Origin of the sequence: Mesobacillus maritimus (genome assembly GCF_019749255.1) — a bacterium.
Lineage (GTDB): Bacteria > Bacillota > Bacilli > Bacillales > Cytobacillaceae > Mesobacillus_B > Mesobacillus_B maritimus_A.
The window spans coordinates 244844-269947 of sequence record NZ_JACWFH010000008.1 but is presented as its reverse complement, the minus strand read 5'-3'; the positions used below and the strand labels follow the sequence as shown (position 1 = coordinate 269947).

Below are 25104 nucleotides of genomic sequence, written 5' to 3'. Positions count from 1 at the left end.
TTCTTCCTTAGTATAGAGGATTGGATGGGTCATATCCATAAATTTATTGGGATGAAGATACATGACGTCTGTTCCTTTTACATAAATATGTTAAGCTAAAGATAATTTTATTAAGAGGGGGAAGATGCGATGGTTCCAAAGGCTTTTATTCAATATCTTGTCCACTTTCATGGCGACCGAGATTACTTTGAATGTCATGAAGTCCTAGAGGACTATTGGAAAGAAGTGGACTCTGGAAATAAAGAATCTATTTGGGTTGGTTTTATTCAGTTAGCCGTTTCATCCTATCATTACAGAAGAGGAAATTTTTCTGGAGCATTAAGAACACATAATAAATCTGCAGCGATTTTGACCAGTCAACCACAAAAGTGTACTCAACTCGGAATCAATTATTCCGAACTAATAAAGCTGATGGAAGAAAGAAAAGCAAAAATAATTTCACGTCAGCCGTACAGGAGCATTGATTTACCTGTAGACGATCAGGTTTTGATGAAACAATGCTTGAGTGAATGTGAAAAACTAAAGTTACATTGGGGAAAGGGTAGCAATACTCTAGATAAAACCTTGGTGGACAAACACTTAATGAGAGATAGAAGCGATGTAATCCTTGAGAGAGAAAGGGCAATAGAGGAAAGAGAAAATAAGAAAAGGCAGTGATTCAACTTAATCACTGCCAAGCTTATTATCATTACTTCGAATCGCTCCGCACTTTTCAATAAATCCTGCTGTTTCTGCATTTGGGACTACCAACTTATCTGCATATAGTTCCTGCAATGCACAGACCATTCTTCTCCCTATCCCTTGATGTCGATGGGAAGGATTAACAGAAATATGCTGAATTTGCAGCGAGTCCTCATTCACAAACTGGACGCCTAACAGACCAGTGATATCTTCATCTTTCCATAAGAATAACTGCCAGCGCTCATCTGATTCATATTGCTTTACCGTTTGCTGTAGCTTCTTTAATTCCTTCTCATTAGGCATAAATGAAAGAAGGCCCATTGCTATTTTCTCAAATGCTTTTTTATAACGAATCAACATATTAATCCCTCATTATTGAACTATACATAAAATAATACTTTAATAAGCTAAAATTTTTTATTATAACAAATTCAGTTTTCCCACAACTGGATGATTTTAAACCTTATGTAGCTTATGCATGAACTAGATAGCAGGTTCACTAAATGGAATAAATCCACTCATCTTAATCAACAATTTTTTTATTGATTAGGAACGATAACAAACCAGTAAAAAACACCCCAAGCCAATGTAAAAATGAGCAGGAGTACAAACAACAGCCAATTATTCCTTTTCATCTGTCCAACCTCCCACAGATATTCTACCGCAACATTATCGAAAAGCCAATTAATAAAAATAATGGTACTTGAGCACATATTCTAAAAACTGCTATGTTATACGAGGGGTTGACTGCCACCCTAGGGAATAGTTATTAAACACAGATAAAAAAATAAAGCCACCAAGCGGTAGCTTTATTTTTTTATAATTTCTTTAAGTGGCAAATCAAGGCGAACCATATCCTCGTATGATTCACGTTTAACCACAAGTCTCGCTTTTCCATTTTCAACAAAAACAACTGGTGGTCTAGGGATTCGGTTATAATTATTTGCCATGGAATATCCGTACGCACCTGTACAAAAAACGGCTAAAATATCAGCACTTTCTGATTTAGGTAATGGCAAGTCCCAAATTAACATATCCCCTGATTCACAACATTTCCCAGCAATAGACACCGTTTCTTCTGGTTCTTCAAGGGCCTTATTAGCTAGAATCGCTTCATACTTTGCCTGATAGAGTGCAGGGCGTAAATTATCACTCATCCCACCATCGACAGCTAGGTATTGTCTCACATTAGGAACTTCTTTTCTTGACCCGACCCGATACAAGGTGGTACCAGCATCTCCAACCATCGAACGGCCTGGCTCAATCCAAATTTCCGGCATAGTCATCTGATAGCGATCTGCATGCTTCCTTACCTCACCAATGATCTCCTCAACATATTGGGAGGCTGGAATTGGATCATCTTCACTAGTATAGCGAATCCCAAAACCACCACCAAGATTTAACACCTTAGCCTCAAAGGATTTTTCATCTTTCCATTCCTTGAGCTTTTCGAATATCTTTTTAGCAGCAACAAGGAAACCAGTTGTTTCAAAAATTTGCGACCCAATATGACAGTGGACGCCCAAAAGGTTTAAGTTCTTTGCACTCATCGCTATACTAATCGCTTCATCCGCTTGCCCGTTTAACAAACCAAAACCAAATTTTGAGTCATCTTGCCCTGTTAAAATATAGTCATGAGTATGTGCTTCTATCCCTGGTGTTACGCGAAGGAGAATGTTCACTACTTTTTCTCTCGCTCTACAGAGTTCATCTAATAGTTCTAATTCATAAAAATTATCGACGACAAAACAGCCTATTTCTTTTTCAATTGCCATGTCTAATTCTTCAAGGCTCTTATTATTTCCATGAAAATGTATTTTCTCAGCTGGAAAACCTGCAGATAATGCTGTAAAAAGTTCCCCACCTGAGACAACATCAAGGGATAACCCTTCTTCGTCTGCAAGCTGAACCATGGCCACAGTTGAAAAGGCCTTACTTGCATAAGCCACCTGAGCTTTTACCCCTAGTGTCTCAAACGTTTTTTTAAAGCTTTGGGCACGTTCCCGAATTAACGCAACATCATAAACATACAGCGGAGTTCCAAATTGTTCTACAAGAGCTACGGTATCCATGCCGCCTATTTCGAGATGCCCACGATTATTTACTTTTGCTGTTCCATGCAATTGCATGTATCTCCCTCATTTCTTTCTCCCTAAAATTATGAATAAGAATAAGAATAAGAAATTCCCCCTCCTATTCCTTATTCTTTACTACGGCAACTAATTAAAAATTAAAATTACTTTACCATAGTTTTAGGGAACACGCAATTAAGCTAATCTAGTTTTTCGCAGGCTGTCTTGATCGATTTTGTGCATGAACAATGCTCGGACGGATCTTAGCACCTGGAACAGCTCGACGGATAAGAATTTGCATAAATGCTTTCGGTGCAAAAGGTAAAAATGGCCATAGGTATGGTGTGTTTAAAGATCTGATACTTGCGAGTAATAGTAACCAAACGGTTATCCCTACAACGAACCCTGGAATGCGGAAAATCGCAGTTACAATTAGCAAAAAAATTCTACCGATTTTATTTGCCATACTTAATTCATAACTCGGAGTAGCATAGGTGCCAATGGCTGCCAATGATACATAGAGAATAACCTCTGGTACAAACAACCCTACATCGATGGCAATCTGCCCAATTAAAACAGCAGCAATTAAGCCCATTGCCGTAGAAAGGGGGGTGGGAGTATGTATCGCAGCTAGCCTTAAAAATTCAATTCCAATATCCGCAAAAAATATCTGTAAGAGAATAGGGATATTTGATTTATCATTTGGTCCTATATAGGATAGAGCATCTGGCAAAAGGTCTGGGTTCTGAACAAATAAATACCAAAATGGCAGCAGAAGCAGTGATGCTGCAACTCCCAAGAAACGTATCCATCTTACCAATGTTCCTACACCCGGAGACTGTCTATACTCCTCGGCATGCTGCAAGTGGTGGAAATAGGTAGTCGGTGTAATGATGACACTTGGTGATGTATCAACATAAATAAGAACATGCCCCTCTAATAAATGGGTAGCAGCAACATCTGCTCTTTCCGTATATCTTACCAGCGGAAAAGGGTTATAGCCTTGTTTTACAATAAATTCTTCCACTGTTTTATCTGCCATAGTAAGACCGTCAATGTTAATGGCGTTTAGTTCTTTTTTTATGACTTCGACTAAAGTAGGATCTGCGACATCCCTTATATAGCCGATAGCAATATCTGTTTTTGACCGTTCTCCCACTTTCATAATTTCGAAACGGAGACGCTCATCACGGATTCTTCTTCTTGTCAATGCAGTATTGACAATGATATTTTCAACGAACCCATCCCTAGAACCACGTACTACTTTCTCAGTATCAGGTTCTTCAGGTTGACGACCAGGGTAGCTCCTAACATCAACAACTAGACCGATTCCTTCCCCCTCTGTAATAACAACTACTAATCCCGATAAAACCTGGTCAACCACTTCGTCCATCGTTTTAACCTGTTCAACAGATTGGTGGACAATTCTATTTTCAATAATACTCTGTAACTGTGTAGAAATTCTTTCACGATCATTTATCCCTACTAATTCTTTTACCATTTCAATAATAAATGAGGTATCACATAACCCGTTCACATAATAAATATGAACGCCTTTTTTTAGGATGGTTAGCTTCCTTACACCTAAGTCAAAGCTGTTTCCTAAACCAATCCGATTTTTCATATAGGATTCAACTTCTGATAATGATTTTGAAATTGGCAACATGTCATTCGGTTTACTCACTAAACTCCACTCCTTTCAAGAACTTGCCTTTCTTGAACAATCTCCATTGTCCTCTACTGGTCGATAAAATACATCCATTGAAAAAGTGAACCCGCTATCTTTCCAATTACGATGGCCATAATAAGAATAACGATTCGATCCTCGACTCGAATACGTTTTGCAAGGATTGGAAATACATTTAGCGCTTCGGTTAACCCCGCGGCTAACATCCCAACAAATGTTCCAGCGGCTAGACCAATTGGAATTGTGATGAATGCAGTAGTATGGAAGATTGGATCTCTTAGACTGCCTAGTGTCCCTCCTACTGCACCTAAGACAACTGCCCATTCATACAGGTAAATCATTTTCATGGTTTTGGTAAGCTGTGTCAGCCTTGGTATCACTCCAAGGACGACAAGAAAAGCAACAAAGCCCGCTCCCACCGCAAGCCCCCCTGCAAGTCCAACTAGAAAAACAAGGAGAATACTAATCGTCATCTAGACGCTTCAGGCTTTCCTTGTTTTCATTTAAAATGACATATTGATCAAGAGCTTGCTGATAATTAAACATCTCAACCTCCAGTGGGCTAGGTTCTTCATTGATCCTTTTCTTAAAAAAGTGGTTGAAAAATAAAATCATTCCAAGACCCAACCCGAATGAATACGGTATCTGAAGTAGGAGCGGTTTGCTTTCCTGTTTCCCAGTAATCATTGTATAAATTCGTTGGTGAACAGCCTGCATACTTACATCCTCATGAAAGTTCATAATGGTAATCGCCGAGCCAATAAACAGAAGGAACCATACCACCATAAAAAGTGAATAAGATACGGGTCGCCTCTTAATCATCACTTCAATGATTGTTTGGGGCGGACCAATCGCTTGGACCTCAACAGATGGATATTGTTTTGTAATCATTCTAACGACCATCATGGCATCAATAATAATGATATTATTGTCCTCTAGTGAAACCTTGTGAACCGGTAGTTTTTCTAGTGTAGAATGGATTTCTTCTCTTGAGATGATTTGAGCAATATCCTTTAGGGATATCGAATCATTTGGTTTTACCTGAACACGGTTTCGCATCCGAATGTAGACTGTATTTTCCATCCCTTTCACATCCAACACATTGTTTTCCTTGTATAACTAGTATTGGTTGGTAAGCAATTTTCATGAAGTCCAAAAAATGGATACATACAATTTCAAAATCTTGTTGATAATCACTCTAAATTACCCGAAAATAATGCACAAAAAAACCCGTATGGAGTTATTGATCCATACGAGTTTTCATTTGCTGTAAAATTTTCTTTTCCAACCGCGATACCTGTACCTGAGATATTCCTAATCTTGCAGCTACTTCAGATTGAGTCTGGTCTTTGTAGTAGCGAAGATAGACGATGAGTTTTTCCCGCTCATCTAGTTCCATAATAGCCTCCTTTAAGGCTATCTTATCGAACCATCTACCCTCTTCTCCATTATCAATTTGGTCAAGTAAAGTAATGGGGTCTCCGTCGTTTTCATAAACGGTTTCATGGATGGATGACGGAAGGCGACTAGCTTCTTGGGCAAGAATGATTTCTTCAGGAGAGAGTTCTAAGAACTCTGCCAGTTCGTTTACTGTGGGAATTCTGCCAAAGTTTTTAGATAACTCATCCTTTGCTTTTCGAATTTTATTCGCCATTTCTTTCAATGACCGACTAACTTTTACCGTACCATCATCTCTGATAAAACGTTGAATTTCTCCAATAATCATTGGTACTGCGTAAGTAGAGAATTTTACATCATAAGAAAGGTCGAATTTATCAACGGATTTAAGGAGACCGATGCTCCCTATTTGAAACAGATCATCCGGCTCATAGCCCCGATTTAAAAATCGTTGCACCACTGACCAGACAAGACGCATATTCTTCTGAACAATTAAATCTCTAGCATCTTGGTCTCCCTCATGACTCCGCTTAATCAGTTCCTTGACTTCATGGTCCTTCAAATAGGCTTGACTGCTATCGTTTTTTACCTCAACATCCATAAGCAGGACTCCTTAATTGCACAGTGCTTTGCTTTTTAGTAAGTGTTTCTTCATACGGATTTCAGTGCCGAAGCTAGACTCCGATCGGACCTCTACCTCATCCATGAAATTCTCCATGATGGTAAATCCCATCCCAGATCTTTCTAGTTCTGGCTTGGATGTGTACAATGGTTGTCGTGCTTCTTCAATATCACGAATGCCCACACCCCTATCCCTTATTACTAATTCAACGGTACTATCTTCCAGCAACACAGAGATATAGACTTTTCCATCCGGATTATTCTCATATCCATGGATAATCGAGTTTGTAACTGCCTCTGAAACCACTGTTTTGATCTCTGTCAACTCATCCATTGTTGGATCAAGCTGGGCAATGAATGAAGCAACGGTGACTCGGGCGAAAGACTCATTTTGGCTTAAAGCACTAAATTGAAGATTCATTTCATTTTTCATCTCTGTCACGCAACCCCCAATCTTTCTAAAGCAAATTCTTCTGACTCCTCAAGCCTTACAATTTTAAAAAGGCCTGACATATCAAATAGCCGTTTGATTGGAGGGGAGACAGCACATACGATCATTTCTCCATGTAGTTGCTTAATGTGCTTATATCTTCCTAAAATGACCCCGAGACCCGAGCTATCCATAAAGGTCAAGTGCTCAAGATTAAGAACAATATGACGCACGTTTTGTTCCTCTAGGACACTTGTTGCTCGCTGACGTAATTCATCGGCTGCATGGTGGTCCAATTCACCGCCCAGACGAATGCATAAGACGTCATTTCTGATTTCCATATTAATGTTAAGACTCACGGATTCATTGCCTCCTTATCTGGTATAAGGAGTCAAATTCGCCATAGTAGAACGAATTCCTTCTCTACGGACAAAACTAGTTACTATTCGATAAAACTAGTTGCTAGATTTGTCTTTTCGACAGTATCACCCATTATCACAGTAAAAAGGAGGAATCTATTCTCCTGTTCTTGTAAACATTCCAAACGCGCGTTTATATAACTGCCACCAACTAGCCTTTTCAACTGTTTCGTTGGCTACTAGCTTTGTTTTAACAAGTGTCTTTCCATCTTGAACAAGCTTTAACGTTCCAACTTCATCGCCTTTTTGAATAGGTGCTTTTATGTTTTCTTTTAACTTAATCTTTTCCTCAATATTTTTAATATCTTCTCCTTTTTTCGTCAGGATGGAGATTCTTTCAGACGTAACTGCTTCTATGTTCTTTTCACTTCCTTTGCTAATTTCCGCTTTTCCTAGCACACGCCCCTTCTCATACATTGGGTGTGACTCATATTGACTAAAAGCATAATCTAGCATTTTGGTTACTTGAGCGTTCCTAGATTTCGAAGTAGGGGCACCGAATACTACGGCCACCACCCGCATCCCATCTTTTTGAGCTGTAGCAGTTAAACAATATTTCGCTTCATTAGTGAAGCCTGTTTTCAAGCCGTCAACGCCTGGATAAAACCTTACTAAACGATTTGTGTTGACTAACCAGAATTTCTTATCGGTATCCTCGCGAAGATAATCTTCATATTTTCCTGTAAATTTGGTGATTGTTTCGTATTTTAAAAGTTCTTTTGCCATGACCGCCATATCATTTGCTGTGCTGTAATGATCTTCTGTTGGGAGACCAGTTGCATTTCTAAAAGCGGTATCTTTTAGGCCGAGTTCCTTTACCTTTGCATTCATTAACTTTACAAATTCTTCCTCTGAGCCAGCCAACCTTTCTGCCATCGCAACAGAAGCATCATTTGCTGAGCCAATTGAAATTCCTCTAAGCATTTCTTCGACTGTCATTTCTTCCCCTGGTTCAAGGAAAATCTGCGACCCACCCATTGAGGCTGCATATTCGCTTGTGCGAATCTTTTCATCCATCTTGAGTCTACCCTCATCTAAGGCTTCCATGATTAAAAGCATTGTCATGATTTTAGTCATGCTAGCCGGTGGGAGTTGTTCATTGCTGTTTTTCTCATACAGAACCTTGCCCGTGTCCCGTTCAATTAAAATCGCTGAAAGGGAATCATCAGCAAGTTGTACCCCATTTTCTTTTGCAAATGCTGGTGAAGCGAACATTGATGTAATCAAAATGGAAACGATAATCAGACTGAATATACCTTTATGTCTCATGGCCATAAACCTCCTATCTTTATAAGGACTATTTTTTCCACGAAAACCATTTTTATACAAATAATTGGAATAAAGTACTACTTCCTTTAATTACGAATGATTACTTGCTCTTTTGAGGCAAAAAAAAGAAGCGGAGACAAACTTAATGAAATTCGAGTTTGCCTACAGTCTTTTTATTTGGGTTTATCGAGGTAAGGGGGCTGTTGATTTCCGTTCCAGGCGCTTCGCTTTCCGCGGGGCTGGCGCTGAGCCTCCTCGTCGCAAGCTCCTGCGGGGTCTCACCTGTCCAGCTGATCCCGCAGGAGTCTGCGCGCCTTCCACTCCAATCAACAGAGTTTAGTAAATTAGTGTAGTTGAAAATTCCACCTTGTTTTAAATTGAATTATATAATCCTTGAGGTGATAAAGACGCTTTCGAAAAATACTCCAATCCAAAGAGCACAACTAGAAATGGTAGCTTTAGACCAGCTTGTTCCACTGGACCACTTAGTCCGTAAGATTGAAGTAGCCCTTGACCTCATTTAGGTTCTTTTCTCAGACTTTGTTGCTTTTGGAGACAAAATTGACTTGGTAGAGGATGGATATTCGGAGAGTAGGGCGCCCAAGTATTGACCCTGTTATCTTAATTAAACTCACTTTCATTCAATACACTTTTGGGATTCGTTCAATGCGTCAGACCATCTAAAGATAGCAAAATGGACATGGAGAGATCCGGAAATGAGCTACAAAATGGCTACGGGACCCCTTTATAGGATAAAAACTCATAATCTCCACTAAAAAACGAAAAGGGGTTCGGAATGAGACCATTCCGAACCCCTTTTGTCTACAAACTGAAGCGAAGACAAGTCTTCGCTTCTTTTTAACTTATTCTGTTATTTCTTCATGGATAAGGATAGGCGCTTCCACAGCTTCCTTTGAAAGTCGAATATTCTCATATAGGATTTCCTTCACTTCTTGTACATCCTCGAAATTACTATGGATCGTTAGAAGCGACTCTCCTTTTTCCACTTTATCACCGATTTTCTTTCGCAACACAAGACCAACAGCTAAATCAATTTCCGATTCTTTTGTAGCTCTTCCTGCACCTAAAAGCATGGCAGCTGTTCCAATCTCATCGGCAACGATTTCAGAAACATAACCTTCTTCTTTTGCTTCTAGCTCGATTTTATATTTTGCTTGCGGTAGTCTTGACATATCATCAACTACCGAAGCATCTCCACCTTGTGAGCTTAAGAATACCTTAAACGATTCAAGGGCAGAACCATCAGAAATGGCCTTTTCAAGCAATGCTCTAGCTTCTTTTAACGTTGCCGCTTTCTTAGCTAGGAAAACCATATGACTTCCAAGCGTTAAACATAACTCAGTTAAATCTTCTGGCCCTTCCCCTCTTAAGGTATCAATCGCTTCTTGAACTTCGAGAGCATTTCCAATCGCAAACCCAAGCGGCTGACTCATATCAGAAATAACTGCCATTGTATTTCGGCCAACATTATTTCCAATCTGGACCATAGCTTTCGCCAATCGACGTGAATCCTCGAGCGTCTTCATAAATGCCCCTGCTCCTGTTTTTACGTCAAGCACAATCGCATCAGCGCCAGCTGCAATCTTTTTACTCATAATCGAGCTTGCAATTAGTGGAATACTATCAACAGTTGCCGTTACATCACGAAGAGCATAAAGCTTTTTATCAGCAGGCGTTAAATTTCCACTTTGACCAATAACCGCAACTTTATTTTTATTCACAAGTTGGATGAACTCATCGTTATCAATTTCTACATGGAAGCCTTCAACCGCTTCAAGTTTATCAATCGTGCCTCCTGTATGACCAAGACCTCTTCCTGACATTTTAGCGACAGGAACTCCTACTGATGCAACAAGCGGCCCCAGAACTAAAGTAGTGGTGTCTCCAACTCCACCAGTAGAATGCTTATCAACTTTTACGCCCTCAATTTTTGAAAGATCAATCTGATCCCCCGACTCAACCATCGCCATGGTTAAGGTGGCCCGCTCATTTTCAGTCATTCCTTTGAAGTAAATCGCCATTGTCAATGCGCTCATTTGGTAATCAGGAATAGAGCCATCAGTGTAGCCTTTAATGATATACTTGATTTCTTCTGAAGAAAGTTCTAATCCATCACGCTTTTTCTCTATTAAATCAACCATTCTCATTTATATCACCACTTACTAAGTATTTTTAGTCTGTATGTTTTGATTTAAGGTTTAAGCTTTTCCAATTTCTTTTACAAGTTCTTTCACATATAACAGAAAGGTTGCTTTCACTTTTTCAGTTGTTTCAATAACTTCATCATGGGAAAGTGGCTGATCTAGGATTCCAGCTGCCATGTTTGAAATACATGAAATCCCCAACACCTTCATAGCTGAATGACGTGCCACAATGACTTCCGGAACAGTTGACATTCCTACAGCATCTCCACCGAGAGTACGTAGCATGCGAACTTCTGCAGGAGTTTCATATACTGGACCTGAATTCCCTACATATACCCCTTCTTGAACAGAAATATCTAAACGGCTAGCCGTTTCTCGCGCTAGCTTTCGTAAATCCTTGGAGTATGCTTCGCTTAAGTCAGGAAATCTCGGTCCTAATTCCGAGTCATTCGGACCTACTAATGGGTTAGTGCCCATATTATTAATATGGTCTGAAATCAGCATTAAATCTCCTGGTGAAAAGCTTTCATTTACGCCACCAGCTGCATTTGTAACAATTAAGTTCTCAATTCCTAGCTCTTTCATAACTCGAACTGGAAACGTCACTTTATCCATGCTATAGCCTTCATAAAAGTGGAAACGCCCCTGCATCGCTGCAACTACAACTCCGTTTAACGTTCCAAACACTAATTGCCCTGCGTGTCCTTCAACGGTTGAAACCGGGAAGTCTGGGATTTCACTATAAGGAATCTTTACTGGATTTTCAATTTCATCCGCTAAAATCCCTAGACCTGATCCTAGAATCAAGCCTATTTGAACTTTTTGATTAAACTTTTCTTTTAAAAAATCTGCTGCATTTTTAATTTTGCCTTTATCCATCATATCCACCTCTTACTTTATTTCTTTTAAAAAACTTGTGCCGTAATCCGGCATCTTGACTTGAAAATTTTCTGCGACTGCTGCCCCGATATCTGCGAACGTCTTGCGTAGAGGAAGTTCTTTTCCTTCACTCATTCCCTTTGAATAAACAAGAAGGGGTACATATTCACGAGTATGGTCGGTTCCATGATGCACAGGATCATTCCCGTGATCTGCCGTAATAATTAGGAGATCATCTTCCTTTAAGTTTTCGAATACTTCTGTAAGCCTAGCATCGTATTCCTCTAATGCCTTTCCATAGCCAATCGGGTCACGACGATGGCCAAATAATGCATCGAAGTCAACGAGGTTTAAGAAACTAAGTCCTGTAAAGTCCATATTCATTGTATCTAGCAACTTATCCATACCATCCATGTTCGAAACCGTCCGTAGCGACTGAGTTACCCCTTCTCCGTCATAGATATCTGAAATTTTTCCGATTGCTAGTACGTCTAAACCTGAATCTTTTAATTCGTTCATCACTGTCCGCCCAAAAGGTTTCAAGGCATAATCATGGCGATTTGCTGTTCTCTTGAAGTTTCCTGGTGATCCTAAGAATGGACGCGCAATTACACGACCAACCATATATTTTTCATCAAGTGTTAATTCTCTTGCTATTTCACATATTTTATAAAGTTCATCTATCGGAACAATCTCTTCATGGGCTGCAATTTGTAAAACAGAGTCTGCAGAGGTATAAACGATTAATGCACCCGTTTCCATTTGCTCGGCGCCTAATTCATCTAGAATTTCAGTTCCACTAGCCGGCTTATTTCCGATGACCTTTCTTCCTGTCCGAGACTCAATTACCGAAATTAATTCATCCGGAAACCCATCAGGAAAAACCTGGAAAGGCGTATCGATGTTCAGACCCATTATTTCCCAATGGCCAGTCATTGTATCTTTCCCTACTGAGGCCTCTTGCATTTTCGTATAATACGCGAGCGGCTTAGTTGCCTTTTCGACACCTTTGATTTCGCTAATATTGCTTAACCCGAGCTTAGCCATATTAGGCATATTTAACCCATTCATTCGTTCTGCGATATGCCCTAGTGTATTAGAGCCTAAATCTCCAAATTGTTCTGCATCGGGAGCCTCTCCAATTCCTACGGAGTCCATCACAATTAGAAAGACCCTTTTATATGTATATGACATTTTTATCTCCTCCTTATAAGGTTTGGATTCCAATAATCTGAAACGTCTTTGTTAAAACCTCATTTTATAATGCCCCATTTAAAACACACCTATAAAATTTCTATACGTCGGAAGTCTGACAACTAAATCTTACTAATCTTCCTTCAAAAAAACAAGAAAAAGCTGCCTTTCTTTTTGGCAGCTTTTCGAACTTTTCACCATCTCTCTATATTCCCAACAAAAAATATGGTCTACATTTCTATTTAACTATTAAGCTCGCGGATGAAATTTACTATAAACATCTTTTAATCTCGTTTTCGTAACGTGCGTATAGATTTGTGTTGTAGAGATATCAGCATGTCCCAACATCTCTTGTACTGCTCGCAAATCGGCCCCGTTTTCCAGTAAATGTGTTGCAAAAGAATGTCTTAATGTATGTGGTGTCAATTCTTTTTCAATATTCGCTTCTTTGGCAAGTCGTTTTAAGATTTTCCAAAAACCTTGTCTTGTCAATCTTTTCCCATGATGATTCAGAAAGAATGCCTCGTCTTTATACCCCTTTGATACGAATTTTGGTCTCCCTTTTACAAGGTACTGCTCCAAAGCCGTTGAAGCTGTTCTACCTAACGGAATGATCCTTTCCTTATTCCCTTTTCCAATACAGCGAATAAACCCCATCGTTAAATGGATATCATCCATATTAAGACCTATTAGTTCACTTACCCTAATTCCAGTTGCATACAGTAATTCGAGCATCGCCTTGTCTCGATAGCCATAATGATCGACCAACTTTGGAGACTCTAACAGAATTTCAACCTCTTGGAGACTTAGCACCTTAGGCAAATTCCGTTCCAACTGTGGACTTTCGATATGGACGGTCGGATCTTGTCCAACCACTTTCTCCCGCAATAAAAATTGATGAAAAGCACGCAAAGAAGCGACATGTCTGGCAATGGTTTTTGCAGACTTGCCACTGTCTTTTAGGTGAGCTAAAAAATGGATAATCTGGCTCCGTTGAATTGCATCCAATTCAGTCAATTTTTCACTGTCTTGCAGGAAGCTCAGATAGCTTTTCAAATCACGTTTATACGACACCATTGTATTTCTCGAAAGTCCTTTTTCAACCACCAAGAAATGAATAAAATCTTTGAGATGCTCATTCATTATGATTACTCCCCATTCAAATAAAACAAAATCAGCCGGTCAATCATTCCAGTCTCTTCGGATGAATTCCCACCGGAAACCTTTATTGCCGCGCCTTCTGGTTCATCGTAACGATGATAGTTCTGATATTCTTCATTTACCCACATAATACCATAATAAAAGAGAATCGTGCATCCAGTGAAGAACACAAACACCTTACACGCATGTAATATAACCGAAATCAGTTTCATATAAATGCCCCCGAAAATGCTTAATAGTACAAGGTATGCCAAGGGAGACAAATTATATACATAAAATTTACAAGAATGGGCAAGCCTCAATAATTAACTATCTGAAAAATTACTACTAACAAAAGATACGAAACCTCATTCGACTCTCATTTCTATTTTTCAGCCTCATTCTGTCCGAATCCTTTCCAACCTATAATTATGTTTATGTTACATCTTTATTGAACAACCTAGATCCTCTTTTACAACCGAACGTTACCCACAATAGATACCTTACTAAGTCCCTAAACAAAAATAAAAACCCTTCCTCTGGTTGGAGAAAGAGTTTGTCATTTATGCTTGTTCAGCTTTTTCATTTAGTTCGTCTTGTGTTTCACTATCTTTTGCTTGGCAGCGGTGGCAAATACCGTGGAACGTCAAACGATGGTCTTTTATTTTAAATTTCCAGTCCCGTTCTACAATCTCCTCAACATCATCAAGCAAATCTTCTTGGATTTCATCCACTGCACCACATTCAATACAGACAAGATGGTGGTGAAAATGGGCTGCTCCTTCTCTGCGAAGATCATATCTGGAAACGCCGTCGCCGAAGTTAATTTTATCAACAATTTTTAATTCTGTTAAAAGTTCAAGAGTCCGATACACCGTTGCGAGACCAATTTCAGGGGATTTTTCTTTTACAAGTAAATAGACATCCTCTGCACTTAAATGGTCTTCTTCATTTTCTAAAAGGACACGTACAGTTGCTTCACGTTGCGGTGTTAATTTATAGCTGGACGAATGCAGCTGCTTTTTTATTCTTTCAATTCTACTTTCCATTTCGATAGTCTTCACTCCCCCGCCCACTGTCATTTACATTATAGCAGAATGAAAAGGAGATGCATAATAAAATTATTACAAACTAGGTAACACAATCATTCTCACTTTAAAATCATTATTAGCTACCAGAAAGGATGACTGCTTTTAGCAGTGCAGGAGAGATTAACGCTTCAATTCCCGCAGCACCAGCAACGATTACCAGAGCAGCTAGGAAAGAGAAAACATACCTAAAAAACAAGGGCAAAACGGGCTGACTGATCTTTTTCATAAACTGATTGCGTATCATTCTCAATGAAAACATGACACTTAACGCCGCCATAATAATGAAAACAGGAATGATAATCAAATTTTGAGGCAAAATCGACACAAACGAAAGCAAAAAGCCATTCCACCCCATTTGATTGACAAGAAAACCGACTGTAAAGCCGACTGTCACTCCTTTTATAAATAACATAATGAGGATAATCGGAAGTCCTATAATTGAAATCCCTAAAATCCAAATTAAACCAATAAATTTACTGTTATGAAAAAAGCTCTGGAGAAACAAATCTCGTGCTGCGTTGCCTTCTCCCTCGGCTGCCTGTCCAAAAAATTGCGAAAGATAATAAAATAAATCTTCTTTTTGCGTAAAGCTAAGACTATTGACAATAACCGCTCCAAAAATGACTCCCATCAAAAATAACACAACAACAAACAGATAAATAGAGGAATATTCACGGAGATGATTTGCTGCGACGTTTTGGTATTTTCTTTTCTTCATAGCTCTTTTCCTCCTGCACGATTGGATATTAGATTTTATGCAGGAGATGAGGTTCTATGACTAGCATTTGAAGATGCTACTAGAAAACTTTACTAGAGAGAGTCTTTTATATTTCCTCTTATTCGCATTTCATCATACCTATTCTTGAACGATTTTCCCATACTTTCCACCACCCCCAGCATGGACTTTTAGCTCTCCACTACGGGCTTTAACAATTAAATCCGCTATTTTTACGGGAACAACCTCCTTCAAGGCTGAATAGGGAACCTCGTGTAATACGGCCATTTCTGTCCCAAAATGATTCATTAGCTTTTCTAATAGTTTTGGTCCTAGACCTGGAATAAATTCAAGCGGAACCTGATGGACATATGATGGTCTGGTGGCTTGTTGGTGATCTACAGATTTAAGCTCAGAGATTCGGTCTGCTACCCCTTTAATAAATTTGCTTTTCCCACATTCTAGACATGCTTCTCCTTCCGATACGGGAATAAGACAGTTTGCACAAACTGTCCGATGGTACTTCCCTAATAGAGGGTCCAGCCCGTAATTGGCAAGAACCTTTCTTCCCTCTTCCGTTTTTAATGCTTTGGTAAACTCTTTAAATGAAATCTCTTCCATGTTGATTTTCTGGTATTCTCTAGCAATCTTTGCAAGAGAATGGGCGTCTGAATTGGTTAAGAACGTATAGTCCTCTAACTCAGCTAACTGTTGAGCCATAGAAGTATCTGAACTTAACCCAAGCTCTACAGCATCAATCTTCTTGGGATCAAAAACTTCTGTTAGAGACCGCTTCACACCTTTTCCATATAAACTCTTAAACGGTGTGAACACATGTGCTGGAATAAATAATCCATCTAATTCCTTTGTTTTCTCTTGAAGTTCTTTTCCAGTAACATAAACACGCTGAGAGCTTAAATGAACATTTTTCAAGTGAAGCTTCAACCATTCTGAGAATGCTGCCATTGTTTTAAGGTATGGGAAAAAGCAGAGCACATGGATTGGCCCTGTTGTTTCCTCACTATTGATTTCTAACTCTGACCCAAGGAATATCCCTAATGTACCGTACATTAATCCCCCATCTGGGTGTTCTGTTATTTCTCCAGCGGCTATTAAATCTTCTAATTCAGTGATTACTTCAGGTGAATGACAGTCGATAATTCCTACTATATCCAACCCTTTTATATCCCGTGCATGTCGAATAATATTCGTTAGTGTTAATGTCCTCGCTCCAGTAATTTTCACGGCCCTACCTGAATTTGTCCTTCCGATATGGATATGTAAATCAGCGTAAAATTCACTCATTTTATTTAAGCGCATCCTTTAACTGTAAATATTGAACGGCAAAGGCGGTTTTTGCGTCATATATTTTTTGCTCCTTCATGAGCTCTAACGCCTCTTCGAGAGATACTTCAACTAAGTTTACAAATTCATCCTCGTCAAGTGTTGCTGCATCTAGCTTCTTTTTCAACCCTGTTGCCACATATAGATGGACCAATTCATCAGCAAATCCTGGTGATGTATAGAATGAAATTAACCAATCCATCTTTTCGCATTCATAACCTGTTTCCTCTTCTAATTCACGAATCGCACAACCCTTTGGTTCCTCCCCTTTTTCAAGCTTTCCGGCAGGAATTTCAATGATTGTACGTTCCAAAGCTTTTCGATATTGCTCAACCATGACAATTTTCTCATCTTCGGTGATCGCGATTACCGCTACTGCACCAGGATGCTTAATAATTTCCCGTTTGGAGGTTTTTCCGTTTGGAAGCTCAACTTCTTCAACCTGAAGACTGATTACTTTCCCTGAAAAAATTTGTTCTGTACGTAACGTCTTTTCTTCAAGTGATTTCATTTTTCCACTCCTGTTCTATTCCGATACTAAATGCTCATACATTTTATCATACTCGCATATAAGGTGGGATTTGAGATGAAGGTTTATGTATATGAGAATGGGTTTATGATGACCGGTAAAGCTTGGGAAATTAAACGGAAATTAAAAGACTATGGCAAAGAATACGTTCTAGTAAAAGATTGGGTAGAAGCAGTCTCTAAGAGCGTGCCCCGTTCATAATGGTTGTAGTCACCCTGTTTTCTTCGATAGAATAATAATTAGATCTCTAAAGTAAACAAAAGACAGGGTGAGTAAAAATGAAGAAAGTGCAATTAGGAAATTCAGATTTGACTGTTAGCCAAATAGGTCTAGGCTGCATGTCTCTTGGAACGAACGAAAAGAAAGCGCAAGAAATCATTGAAGCAGCCCTTGAAGAGGGAATCAATTATTTTGATACCGCCGATTTATATGATTTTGGCCAGAATGAAAAAATAGTAGGTCAGGCCTTAAAGAATGTTCGGGACGATATCATCCTTGCAACAAAAGTAGGCAACCGTTGGAACAATTCAAAAGATGGTTGGAGTTGGGATCCATCGAAGGAATATATTAAGGAGGCTGTTAAAAAGAGTCTTCATCGTCTACAGACAGATTATATCGATCTTTATCAACTACACGGGGGCACAATAGATGACCCCATTGAACAAACGATCGAAGCTTTTGAGGAATTAAAAGCAGAAGGTTTGATTCGGTATTACGGAATCTCTTCCATCCGACCAAATGTCATACGAGAATACACAAAGAAATCAAACATTGCATCCGTGATGATGCAATACAGTATGTTAGATAGGCGACCCGAAGAGGAGGCTCTTCCTCTACTCGAACAAAATGGAGTCAGCGTCGTCACTAGAGGATCCGTTGCAAAAGGATTGTTAAGTGATCAATTTCGTAACAAGCTATCCGAAAAGGGTTTCCTTGACTACACCCATGAGGAACTAACAGAAATTCTCCCCATGTTAAAAGAAAAACTAGCCTCTTCAAAATCTCTTGAGGAAGTTGCTTTGCAATATAATTTAGCACATCCAGCTGTAGCTTCGGTTGTGACCGGTGCAAGCTCTGTTGAGCAGGTTGTAGCAAATGCGCGAGCAGTTAACCATCAACAGTTTACTGCCGAGGAAATTACCTTGATTCATAAGCTAACCAATGCAAACCGGTATAGTGAGCACCGATAAAAAAAAGGATTCTCGCCCCAAATAATGGGTTGAAAATTTAAAATAGCAAATAAAAAAGGCAGCTCCAACTGCCTTTTTTATTGTTTTAGTCTCCATCTCAACGCCTCTTGCTCTAGTTCTTTTATAATAGGCTCTTTCTCAATCATATAGGTTTCAATATCATAAGGGTTTCTTGCGGCTGCCTGCTGCTTCACTTCTGCATATTTGGCCGCTTTTTCCGGGTGGATTCGTAAATAATCGCGGAATACTAGATGGCGATTGATCTCTGGATTGCCTTTTTTAAAAGCATGTACATGATAAAGGCGCACCCCATTCTTGTTGCTTTTTTGAAAAAAGCGGCGACCGGCTATCCCATTTTCCCCTTTCGCTTCGTAACCCGCTCTTTCAATATCCTTCGTAATCAAATCAATCAACTCCAAGGTTTCCACCTCAATCAAGACATCGATGATTGGTTTAGCACTTAAACCAGGGACTGAGGTACTGCCAATATGATAAATCCCAACCTCGTTCTTTCCGAACAGCTCCTTTAACAGAACCTGTTCCCTGGTAAAAAGATTTTCCCAAACCGAAGAATAGGGGACAACTTCCACCTTCCGCTTTATCATTATTTATACTTCTCCCAATTCATATCGCTTTTTTCCAACAATTCCTCAAAAGACATATTTTTCTCTCGTTGTCGCTGTTCTTCTCGCCTCTTTTTTGCTTCTAGCTCTTTTTGTTCTTGCTTTTGTTTTTCTTCTACTTCCTTAAGCTCTTTTTGTTTTGCCTTTAGCTGTGACATGAGGTCATTGTTCAGTCTATCTCCTAAGGTTACCGGTTTATCTTCCTTTTTCACTTGTTGTCTTGTTTGCTTTTTCTTCTTCATGCTGTTTCCCCTCTTTCTCTTTTTTGTTGATAGTAAAATTATAACAAGCCAAATAAAAAATAGAAACGCCTCAGCTTGAGACGTTTCTATAATTAAACTGACACCGTTTTCAAAAAGGAAGTTAATAAAATTTATGCAAGTTCTACGACTGTCGCAACTCCCTGACCGCCCCCAATACATAGAGTTGCTAGTCCCGTTTTTGCTTTTTGACGTTGCATTTCATGGATTAATGAAACGAGAATTCTTGCTCCACTTGCCCCTATTGGATGTCCAAGCGCAATTGCTCCGCCATTCACATTTAATCTTTCTTTATTAAAATTCAATTCGCGGTCAACAGCGAGGGATTGTGCAGCAAAGGCTTCGTTGGCCTCAATTAGTTCAATATCCTCCAGTGTCATTCCCGCCTTTGTTAGAGCCTTTTTCACTGCCTTCACCGGTCCAATCCCCATAATACTTGGGTCCACACCAGCACTGGCATTAGCTTTTATGGTGACAAGCGGTTTGATGCCTAATTCATCTGCCTTCTTTCTACTCATAACCACCAACACAGCTGCCCCATCATTAATTCCAGAAGCATTTCCCGCTGTTACACTTCCATCCTTCTTAAACGCCGGACGAAGCTTTGATAATTTTTCAGCTGTTGTTCCTTTTTTAGGGTACTCATCTGTATCAAAAAGGACCGGTTCACCTTTTCGTTGTGGGATACTGACTGGGATAGTCTCTTCACTAAACTTCCCAGCTTCTATAGCTTGTACTGCTTTCTGCTGACTCTTTGCTGAGAACTCATCTTGTTCCTCGCGGGTGATTTCGTATTTATCACAGAGATTTTCCGCTGTTATCCCCATATGATAATCATTAAAAGCACACCATAATCCATCGACAATCATGCTGTCAACCAGCTTCTGGTCACCCATTTTAAAACCTTCACGTGCATTATTTAATAGATACGGTGCTTGGCTCATATTCTCCATTCCACCCGCCACAACAACCTCCGCATCCCCTGAGACGATTGCCTGCATGGCAAGGTGGACCGCTTTTAATCCAGAACCACATACTTTATTAATCGTCATGGCTGATACAGTCTCTGGAAATCCTGCCTGTATTGCAGCTTGCCTTGCTGGATTTTGACCTAAGCCAGCTTGTAGGACATTCCCTAAGATTACTTCATCTACTTGACTAGCTTGTAATCCTACTTTTTCTAAAGCTCCCTTCATAACAGTTGCTCCAAGCTCTGGTGCAGAAATATTCTTCAAGCTTCCATTAAAACTTCCAATTGCTGTTCTTGCTGCACTCACAATGACTACATCATTTTGTGACATAATTTTCCCCTTCCCCTCTTTTGTCTTTTTTATTCTTACTATTTCGACTACACTTTCCTTTTTCCCTTTCATATTTAGGAGAAAGTTTGTATCCTCCTAATTCTAATAAGTAGAAAGGAAAGCGCACTATTTAATTCATATGCATAAGCAGACCGCTAGAAGCCATCTTATTAGTGAATGATTTAAAAGAAGGGGGTTCTTATATGAGTAAAAAACAAGACAAGGGCTACAGCCAGTCAGGTAAACCTAACGCTGATAATGTTAAACAAAAGATTGCTGCCGAAGAGCTTGAACGTGCGATTCATCCAACCAATCGCCAAAGTAGAAGTGAAGGGTTTGGAAGGCCAAACCTATAAGAACAAATACTTTAATAAAAGCCGCCCCCCAAGGAGCGGTTTTTTTTGTTTTCGTTTCCGCTCTAAATGATAAAATGAAATAAAAGCTCTTCCGGAGGTTCATGATGAAAAGATTGTTTCGTTATATCCTGACTTTTTTCACTTTAATCACGGTAATTGGGATTTATTTTACAAACCGTATTATGTTTATTAAACAGAAGCAGGAGGAAGAGATTCTTAAGCGTGATGAAGAAGCAGGGTTCCTTAAGCCCACTGAATTCAAAGCCCTCCCTAAAAGAGAGGTCATCATCCCATCCCCCTTCGGCTATTCTTTAAAAGCGATTGTTGTTGAGCCCTGGCAAACGAATCGGTACATGATCTTCTGTCACGGGGTGACGGAAAACAAAATGTCTTCCGTTAAGTATATGAACCTCTTTATAGAAAGAGGTTTTAATGCCATTATCTATGACCAACGTCGACATGGAGATTCAGGTGGAAAAACAACTAGCTATGGGTTTTATGAAAAATTCGACCTAAAGGCGGTAGTCGATTGGCTAAGAAAAGATAAGGGAGCAAAACTCTTCCTTGGAATCCACGGAGAATCAATGGGTGCAGCAACGATGCTACAATACGCGGGCATGCTTGAAGATAGCGCAGATTTCTACGTTGCCGACTGTGCCTATTCAGACTTCGGAGAACAGTTAGCCTACCGAGTAAAAGAGGAGGTAAAATTACCTCCTAAGCTGATGCTTCCGATTGCTGTGCTATTTTTGAAACTCCGTGATCGCTATCCACTCAAAGAGGTTTCACCCATTTCCGCTATTGATCAGATTGAAAAACCTATCTTGTTCATCCATAGCAAACAAGACGACTATATTTTACCGGATATGACGGAAAAGCTTTTCATGCGCAAAAAGGGTCCAAAACAACTATACCTTGCTGAACATGGTGTTCATGCTAGATCCCTAACTGAAAATCGCGAAGAATATGCGCAAGTTCTTGATGATTTTCTTCAAAACCTTGTCTATAACAATCATCACTAATAGAAAAGTGGGCCTCCATTATTGAGACCCACTTTTCTTTCTTTTAAGCTTTAATCGTTTTGTCAATTAAACCCATGCTGGGATTAAAATACTGATTTGCGCTCTTCAACTGAAAGCAGCCCCTGCTTTCAACATAATCAATCTTCATTTCCTCATCAAAGAAGATTGTCTTTGCTTTTTCAATATAAACAGGCAGTCCATTTGTCTGCACCTCTTGGTCTAAGTCACTTGGTTGATCAATAAACCACAGCATTGCAGTTCCATTAACAGAACAACAATTTTCTGTATCATACTCTATTTTCAAAACGCCTTGTTTTCCGGCTGTTCGTTCTGTAAGTTTTTTTTCAGCTGTTTCTGTAATGATTATCTCCATTGTTAACCCACCCTTTTGTTTTCATCGTTTTATTTTACCATGAGATTGTATACGAATCCTTATATTGCGCTTGCATTTTGTCGTATTCAATTTTACCATTGAAGGAAGTACAAGATGGAAATTATAGGGAGGTATTCTTATGTCTAAGGTTCAGATTAAGGTAAATGATAATGGCTCGCTTAGGGTTACAGGAGATGTTGAGCTAATTGATGGCGAGGGGAATGTATTTGAAACGAAGCCAACCTTTTCACTATGTCGCTGTGGAATGAGCAACAATAAGCCATTTTGTGATGGTACCCATAAAGGAAAATTTCAATCGACTGTCCGCGCGCCAAAATAAGATTTAGATTACCGTGTGAGCAATGGTTCTTGCCATTGCTCTTTTCGTATTTAATAACCTCATAACTAGCTGTTCTTACGCTAAAATTGGTTTTTAGAGAACTATCTTTTACGAAACTTATTCATCCACCACTCTAACGTCTGCAATACTCGAAATTCCAATGCGGTGAAGCTCTGAAAAGCTGTCAACAATATGAAGCTTGTTTGTGAGTGGGTCCCAATAATGAATTTTACCTATGAGAATTTCATATTTCTGCTGCCGATAGTGGGTGATCGCAACTTGCTGGTTTAACTCCATAGCTTCCAGAATCATTTCATTCATCACTTCTAGCTGTTGCTCATCCACCTCCTTCTCCTTTTCGTTCTCATCTTCTTTCGTCCAGTCTCTTAGCATTTTCACATGTTCAGGTAACATCATTGATGTCCATTTTATCCTGCCTCTATCACGAATCATTCGCTTTTCCTCCATAATCTATTGTTCATTTGAAACGTCTTAAAAGGTAACTAAGGAAAAATCCCCCTTCGTTCGTTACCCTTTATGACCTCCAACTAGCTTTGCTCTGTGTAACGCTGTGCCTGCCGTAGTATAAGAAACAGCCCGAAGCAGTGCCGTTGAACCATGCCGAGCGCGAATTTGGTCCATTGTGTAGCCTAACTTATGTCTCCGCCAACCATCTGGGTCAAAAAGATCGAGTTGAAATTGAGTATCTGGAGCTAGGTTTCCAAGTGAAATCGCAATGCTCCGCACCGTCTTGCCAGTGTAGTTTTTTGAAAATAAATCGAGACATACTTCGTAAAGCTCCATGGTAATATTGGTTGGTTGTTCAATTGTTTTTGAGCGGTGAAACCCTCCCCCGAATTCATCTTGACTATACCCAATACCAAAACTTATTGTCCGCCCGGCTTTTCCGTGGTTTCTAGCTCGGCGAGCAACTTCCTCACATATTTCGAGAATGACATGTTTAATTTCCTCTTTGTCCTTGTAATCACGAAGGAGTATTTGACTTTTCCCGAAGCTAATCTGTCCCTCAATGATAGGAGCGCCGATTTCCGAGAAGTCAATTCCCCAAGCATGGTGGTACAGTTGATTTCCCATAATCCCGAATTTTTTCTCTAGCTTTTCAAGGTCATACCGTGCAAGCTGACCAACGGTGAATATTCCCATCCCGTTTAGTGTTTTTTCCACACGTCGGCCAATTCCCCACATCTCTCGTAGCGGTGACACCTTCCAGAGCTTTTCTTGGACATCCTCGTAGGTCCATTCCGCAATCCCGTGCTTTTTCGCCTCGAGGTCCAGGCAAAGTTTGGCTAACAACATATTAGGACCGATGCCGACAGCACATGGGAGCTGAAATTCTCGTTCAATATCGGACCTGATTTTTTGGGCAATCGTCTGGGCACCACCAAAAAGCTTTGCTGTTCCATCTACTTTTATAAAGCTTTCATCCACACTATAAGTATGAATGGCTTCTTTGGGAGCATAGCGATTAAATACCTTAGAGATTTCAGTAGAAATTCTTAAATAGGTTGACATTTTAGGATCAACAATTTGAATCCGTGGATCTTTTGGGATTTCAAATAGCCTTGAACCCGTTTTAATGCCAAACTCTTTTTTCAATCGGGGCGAAGCAGCGAGAACAACACTGCCAGAACGGTCAGTATTGCCGACAACTGCCAGATAGCAATCTAGAGGGTCGAGCCCAAGCATTACCGCAGAGCAACTCGCATAAAAGCTCTTCATATCCACACATAGAATTTGATTTTGCGGCATGTTGCTATAATCAAACATTTCTCTGACTCCTCTCTGATGCTTTTCTGTAATTGCGAAAGAACGTTTGTTCTAATATTATTATACTCATTATATTAAGCGAATATGCGTTCGGTTTCAACGGGAAATTTCAGCCAATAAGAAAGCGCAAGCTCCCTAGTCAGCGGCGTATGGCCTGGATCGCTCCAACTGAGATAAAGTTTTTCTTAGGCTTCATCCCTTAGTTACGGGCAGTTCT

General features: G+C 39.7%; 30 protein-coding genes and 1 pseudogene. 7 read left to right on the top strand and 24 right to left on the bottom strand.

Going from position 1 to position 25104, the window contains the following annotated elements:
* Positions 1–129: 129 nt before the first annotated feature.
* Entirely contained in the window at positions 130–657 is a 528-nt protein-coding gene (locus H0185_RS06735) for a DUF309 domain-containing protein (protein ID WP_221872410.1), read from the top strand.
* A gap of 6 nt (positions 658–663) precedes the next feature.
* On the opposite strand, the gene H0185_RS06730 is transcribed toward H0185_RS06735, so the two are convergent.
* The 9 genes from H0185_RS06730 to H0185_RS06690 form a co-directional block, all read right to left on the bottom strand.
* Entirely contained in the window at positions 664–1041 is a 378-nt protein-coding gene (locus H0185_RS06730; RefSeq protein ID WP_221872408.1) for a GNAT family N-acetyltransferase, read from the bottom strand.
* Between the two features lie 449 nt (positions 1042–1490).
* Entirely contained in the window at positions 1491–2810 is a 1320-nt protein-coding gene (lysA, locus tag H0185_RS06725) for a diaminopimelate decarboxylase (protein WP_221872406.1), read from the bottom strand.
* A 148-nt stretch (positions 2811–2958) separates the two neighbouring features.
* The gene (locus tag H0185_RS06720) at positions 2959–4419 is read right to left on the bottom strand and encodes a spore germination protein (protein ID WP_221873063.1); all 1461 of its coding nucleotides are present in this window, start codon (positions 4417–4419) and stop codon (positions 2959–2961) included.
* A 71-nt stretch (positions 4420–4490) separates the two neighbouring features.
* Positions 4491–4913 (bottom strand): stage V sporulation protein AB, encoded by a 423-nt coding sequence (locus tag H0185_RS06715; RefSeq protein WP_221872404.1) that lies wholly within the window; start codon positions 4911–4913, stop codon positions 4491–4493.
* A complete protein-coding gene (locus H0185_RS06710) occupies positions 4903–5523 on the bottom strand; it encodes a stage V sporulation protein AA (protein WP_221872401.1) in 621 nt (206 codons plus the stop codon). Before H0185_RS06710 ends, H0185_RS06715 begins: the two co-directional genes overlap by 11 nt.
* 157 nt (positions 5524–5680) lie before the next feature.
* Entirely contained in the window at positions 5681–6439 is a 759-nt protein-coding gene (sigF, locus tag H0185_RS06705) for an RNA polymerase sporulation sigma factor SigF (protein ID WP_221872399.1), read from the bottom strand.
* A 12-nt stretch (positions 6440–6451) separates the two neighbouring features.
* Positions 6452–6892, bottom strand: a complete 441-nt coding sequence (gene spoIIAB, locus H0185_RS06700; RefSeq protein ID WP_221873062.1) for an anti-sigma F factor — start codon at positions 6890–6892, stop codon at positions 6452–6454.
* Positions 6893–6897: 5 nt separating this feature from the next.
* Positions 6898–7248 (bottom strand): anti-sigma F factor antagonist, encoded by a 351-nt coding sequence (spoIIAA, locus tag H0185_RS06695; RefSeq protein WP_221872397.1) that lies wholly within the window; start codon positions 7246–7248, stop codon positions 6898–6900.
* Positions 7249–7404: 156 nt separating this feature from the next.
* A complete protein-coding gene (locus tag H0185_RS06690) occupies positions 7405–8577 on the bottom strand; it encodes a D-alanyl-D-alanine carboxypeptidase family protein (RefSeq protein ID WP_221872395.1) in 1173 nt (390 codons plus the stop codon).
* A gap of 449 nt (positions 8578–9026) precedes the next feature.
* On the opposite strand from H0185_RS06690, the pseudogene H0185_RS06685 reads away from it, so the two are divergent.
* A pseudogene (locus H0185_RS06685) lies at positions 9027–9258 on the top strand (transposase); the annotation flags it as partial.
* 182 nt (positions 9259–9440) lie between these two features.
* Here the strand turns inward: H0185_RS06685 and H0185_RS06680 are convergent.
* The 9 genes from H0185_RS06680 to H0185_RS06640 form a co-directional block, all read right to left on the bottom strand.
* Positions 9441–10745: a pyrimidine-nucleoside phosphorylase gene (locus tag H0185_RS06680; RefSeq protein WP_221872393.1), complete on the bottom strand. Its 1305-nt coding sequence runs from the start codon at positions 10743–10745 to the stop codon at positions 9441–9443.
* Positions 10746–10796: 51 nt separating this feature from the next.
* Complete coding sequence (locus tag H0185_RS06675) at positions 10797–11621, bottom strand: purine-nucleoside phosphorylase (protein WP_221873061.1); 825 nt, start codon at positions 11619–11621, stop codon at positions 10797–10799.
* 12 nt (positions 11622–11633) lie between these two features.
* Positions 11634–12815, bottom strand: a complete 1182-nt coding sequence (deoB, locus tag H0185_RS06670) for a phosphopentomutase (protein WP_221872391.1) — start codon at positions 12813–12815, stop codon at positions 11634–11636.
* A gap of 249 nt (positions 12816–13064) precedes the next feature.
* Positions 13065–13958: a site-specific tyrosine recombinase XerD gene (gene xerD / locus H0185_RS06665; RefSeq protein ID WP_221872390.1), complete on the bottom strand. Its 894-nt coding sequence runs from the start codon at positions 13956–13958 to the stop codon at positions 13065–13067.
* 5 nt (positions 13959–13963) lie between these two features.
* Entirely contained in the window at positions 13964–14188 is a 225-nt protein-coding gene (locus H0185_RS06660) for a YqzK family protein (RefSeq protein WP_221872388.1), read from the bottom strand.
* A gap of 330 nt (positions 14189–14518) precedes the next feature.
* On the bottom strand, positions 14519–15004 hold the full coding sequence (gene fur, locus H0185_RS06655; protein ID WP_221873060.1) for a ferric iron uptake transcriptional regulator: 486 nt from the start codon (positions 15002–15004) through the stop codon (positions 14519–14521).
* 118 nt (positions 15005–15122) lie between these two features.
* Positions 15123–15764: a stage II sporulation protein M gene (gene spoIIM / locus H0185_RS06650; protein WP_221872386.1), complete on the bottom strand. Its 642-nt coding sequence runs from the start codon at positions 15762–15764 to the stop codon at positions 15123–15125.
* A gap of 138 nt (positions 15765–15902) precedes the next feature.
* Positions 15903–17066, bottom strand: coding sequence for a TIGR00375 family protein (locus tag H0185_RS06645; protein ID WP_221872384.1), 1164 nt, complete (start codon positions 17064–17066; stop codon positions 15903–15905).
* A 1-nt stretch (position 17067) separates the two neighbouring features.
* Positions 17068–17616 (bottom strand): NUDIX hydrolase, encoded by a 549-nt coding sequence (locus H0185_RS06640; RefSeq protein ID WP_221872382.1) that lies wholly within the window; start codon positions 17614–17616, stop codon positions 17068–17070.
* A gap of 75 nt (positions 17617–17691) precedes the next feature.
* Here H0185_RS06640 and mciZ point away from each other — a divergent pair, with 75 nt between their 5' ends.
* Both mciZ and H0185_RS06630 read left to right on the top strand, forming a co-directional pair.
* Positions 17692–17835, top strand: a complete 144-nt coding sequence (gene mciZ / locus H0185_RS06635) for a Z-ring formation inhibitor MciZ (protein ID WP_221872380.1) — start codon at positions 17692–17694, stop codon at positions 17833–17835.
* A 77-nt stretch (positions 17836–17912) separates the two neighbouring features.
* Positions 17913–18824, top strand: coding sequence for an aldo/keto reductase (locus H0185_RS06630; protein WP_221872378.1), 912 nt, complete (start codon positions 17913–17915; stop codon positions 18822–18824).
* A gap of 77 nt (positions 18825–18901) precedes the next feature.
* On the opposite strand, the gene H0185_RS06625 is transcribed toward H0185_RS06630, so the two are convergent.
* The 3 genes from H0185_RS06625 to H0185_RS06615 form a co-directional block, all read right to left on the bottom strand.
* Complete coding sequence (locus H0185_RS06625) at positions 18902–19429, bottom strand: GrpB family protein (RefSeq protein ID WP_221872376.1); 528 nt, start codon at positions 19427–19429, stop codon at positions 18902–18904.
* On the bottom strand, positions 19429–19689 hold the full coding sequence (locus H0185_RS06620) for a YqkE family protein (RefSeq protein WP_221872374.1): 261 nt from the start codon (positions 19687–19689) through the stop codon (positions 19429–19431). Before H0185_RS06620 ends, H0185_RS06625 begins: the two co-directional genes overlap by 1 nt.
* A gap of 131 nt (positions 19690–19820) precedes the next feature.
* Positions 19821–21008: an acetyl-CoA C-acetyltransferase gene (locus tag H0185_RS06615; RefSeq protein WP_221872372.1), complete on the bottom strand. Its 1188-nt coding sequence runs from the start codon at positions 21006–21008 to the stop codon at positions 19821–19823.
* 203 nt (positions 21009–21211) lie between these two features.
* Between H0185_RS06615 and H0185_RS06610 the strand changes: the two genes are divergently transcribed.
* Together H0185_RS06610 and H0185_RS06605 are read left to right on the top strand one after the other, a co-directional pair.
* Entirely contained in the window at positions 21212–21364 is a 153-nt protein-coding gene (locus H0185_RS06610; protein WP_221872370.1) for a hypothetical protein, read from the top strand.
* Between the two features lie 104 nt (positions 21365–21468).
* Positions 21469–22386: an alpha/beta hydrolase gene (locus tag H0185_RS06605; protein ID WP_221873059.1), complete on the top strand. Its 918-nt coding sequence runs from the start codon at positions 21469–21471 to the stop codon at positions 22384–22386.
* 43 nt (positions 22387–22429) lie between these two features.
* Here the strand turns inward: H0185_RS06605 and H0185_RS06600 are convergent, their stop codons facing one another.
* Complete coding sequence (locus tag H0185_RS06600) at positions 22430–22759, bottom strand: iron-sulfur cluster biosynthesis family protein (RefSeq protein ID WP_221872368.1); 330 nt, start codon at positions 22757–22759, stop codon at positions 22430–22432.
* Positions 22760–22898: 139 nt separating this feature from the next.
* Here H0185_RS06600 and H0185_RS06595 point away from each other — a divergent pair, with 139 nt between their 5' ends.
* A complete protein-coding gene (locus tag H0185_RS06595; RefSeq protein ID WP_221872366.1) occupies positions 22899–23099 on the top strand; it encodes a CDGSH iron-sulfur domain-containing protein in 201 nt (66 codons plus the stop codon).
* 117 nt (positions 23100–23216) lie between these two features.
* Here H0185_RS06595 and H0185_RS06590 read toward each other — a convergent pair whose 3' ends face one another.
* Together H0185_RS06590 and H0185_RS06585 are read right to left on the bottom strand one after the other, a co-directional pair.
* Positions 23217–23552 carry a YolD-like family protein gene (locus H0185_RS06590; RefSeq protein ID WP_221872364.1) on the bottom strand — a complete coding sequence of 112 codons (336 nt, stop codon included), beginning with the start codon at positions 23550–23552 and terminating at the stop codon, positions 23217–23219.
* Positions 23553–23627: 75 nt separating this feature from the next.
* On the bottom strand, positions 23628–24887 hold the full coding sequence (locus H0185_RS06585; protein ID WP_221872362.1) for a Y-family DNA polymerase: 1260 nt from the start codon (positions 24885–24887) through the stop codon (positions 23628–23630).
* Positions 24888–25104 lie beyond the last annotated feature (217 nt).

What these genes read in the sequence shown, in the direction of transcription:
- H0185_RS06720 (WP_221873063.1), bottom strand. Translation starts at nt 4,419, where the DNA reads ATGTTGCCAATTTCAAAATCATTATCAGAAGTTGAATCCTATATGAAA.
- H0185_RS06640 (WP_221872382.1), bottom strand. Translation starts at nt 17,616, where the DNA reads ATGAAATCACTTGAAGAAAAGACGTTACGTACAGAACAAATTTTTTCA.
- H0185_RS06690 (WP_221872395.1), bottom strand. Translation starts at nt 8,577, where the DNA reads ATGAGACATAAAGGTATATTCAGTCTGATTATCGTTTCCATTTTGATT.
- sigF (WP_221872399.1), bottom strand. Translation starts at nt 6,439, where the DNA reads ATGGATGTTGAGGTAAAAAACGATAGCAGTCAAGCCTATTTGAAGGAC.
- mciZ (WP_221872380.1), top strand. Translation starts at nt 17,692, where the DNA reads ATGAAGGTTTATGTATATGAGAATGGGTTTATGATGACCGGTAAAGCT.
- H0185_RS06595 (WP_221872366.1), top strand. Translation starts at nt 22,899, where the DNA reads ATGTCTAAGGTTCAGATTAAGGTAAATGATAATGGCTCGCTTAGGGTT.
- H0185_RS06645 (WP_221872384.1), bottom strand. Translation starts at nt 17,066, where the DNA reads ATGAGTGAATTTTACGCTGATTTACATATCCATATCGGAAGGACAAAT.
- fur (WP_221873060.1), bottom strand. Translation starts at nt 15,004, where the DNA reads ATGGAAAGTAGAATTGAAAGAATAAAAAAGCAGCTGCATTCGTCCAGC.
- H0185_RS06610 (WP_221872370.1), top strand. Translation starts at nt 21,212, where the DNA reads ATGAGTAAAAAACAAGACAAGGGCTACAGCCAGTCAGGTAAACCTAAC.
- H0185_RS06715 (WP_221872404.1), bottom strand. Translation starts at nt 4,913, where the DNA reads ATGACGATTAGTATTCTCCTTGTTTTTCTAGTTGGACTTGCAGGGGGG.
- H0185_RS06590 (WP_221872364.1), bottom strand. Translation starts at nt 23,552, where the DNA reads ATGATTCGTGATAGAGGCAGGATAAAATGGACATCAATGATGTTACCT.
- H0185_RS06680 (WP_221872393.1), bottom strand. Translation starts at nt 10,745, where the DNA reads ATGAGAATGGTTGATTTAATAGAGAAAAAGCGTGATGGATTAGAACTT.
- deoB (WP_221872391.1), bottom strand. Translation starts at nt 12,815, where the DNA reads ATGTCATATACATATAAAAGGGTCTTTCTAATTGTGATGGACTCCGTA.
- H0185_RS06735 (WP_221872410.1), top strand. Translation starts at nt 130, where the DNA reads ATGGTTCCAAAGGCTTTTATTCAATATCTTGTCCACTTTCATGGCGAC.
- H0185_RS06615 (WP_221872372.1), bottom strand. Translation starts at nt 21,008, where the DNA reads ATGTCACAAAATGATGTAGTCATTGTGAGTGCAGCAAGAACAGCAATT.
- H0185_RS06710 (WP_221872401.1), bottom strand. Translation starts at nt 5,523, where the DNA reads ATGGAAAATACAGTCTACATTCGGATGCGAAACCGTGTTCAGGTAAAA.
- H0185_RS06585 (WP_221872362.1), bottom strand. Translation starts at nt 24,887, where the DNA reads ATGTTTGATTATAGCAACATGCCGCAAAATCAAATTCTATGTGTGGAT.
- spoIIM (WP_221872386.1), bottom strand. Translation starts at nt 15,764, where the DNA reads ATGAAGAAAAGAAAATACCAAAACGTCGCAGCAAATCATCTCCGTGAA.
- H0185_RS06630 (WP_221872378.1), top strand. Translation starts at nt 17,913, where the DNA reads ATGAAGAAAGTGCAATTAGGAAATTCAGATTTGACTGTTAGCCAAATA.
- H0185_RS06600 (WP_221872368.1), bottom strand. Translation starts at nt 22,759, where the DNA reads ATGGAGATAATCATTACAGAAACAGCTGAAAAAAAACTTACAGAACGA.
- H0185_RS06620 (WP_221872374.1), bottom strand. Translation starts at nt 19,689, where the DNA reads ATGAAGAAGAAAAAGCAAACAAGACAACAAGTGAAAAAGGAAGATAAA.
- xerD (WP_221872390.1), bottom strand. Translation starts at nt 13,958, where the DNA reads ATGAATGAGCATCTCAAAGATTTTATTCATTTCTTGGTGGTTGAAAAA.
- H0185_RS06675 (WP_221873061.1), bottom strand. Translation starts at nt 11,621, where the DNA reads ATGGATAAAGGCAAAATTAAAAATGCAGCAGATTTTTTAAAAGAAAAG.
- H0185_RS06625 (WP_221872376.1), bottom strand. Translation starts at nt 19,429, where the DNA reads ATGATAAAGCGGAAGGTGGAAGTTGTCCCCTATTCTTCGGTTTGGGAA.
- spoIIAB (WP_221873062.1), bottom strand. Translation starts at nt 6,892, where the DNA reads ATGAAAAATGAAATGAATCTTCAATTTAGTGCTTTAAGCCAAAATGAG.
- H0185_RS06605 (WP_221873059.1), top strand. Translation starts at nt 21,469, where the DNA reads ATGAAAAGATTGTTTCGTTATATCCTGACTTTTTTCACTTTAATCACG.
- lysA (WP_221872406.1), bottom strand. Translation starts at nt 2,810, where the DNA reads ATGCAATTGCATGGAACAGCAAAAGTAAATAATCGTGGGCATCTCGAA.
- H0185_RS06730 (WP_221872408.1), bottom strand. Translation starts at nt 1,041, where the DNA reads ATGTTGATTCGTTATAAAAAAGCATTTGAGAAAATAGCAATGGGCCTT.
- H0185_RS06660 (WP_221872388.1), bottom strand. Translation starts at nt 14,188, where the DNA reads ATGAAACTGATTTCGGTTATATTACATGCGTGTAAGGTGTTTGTGTTC.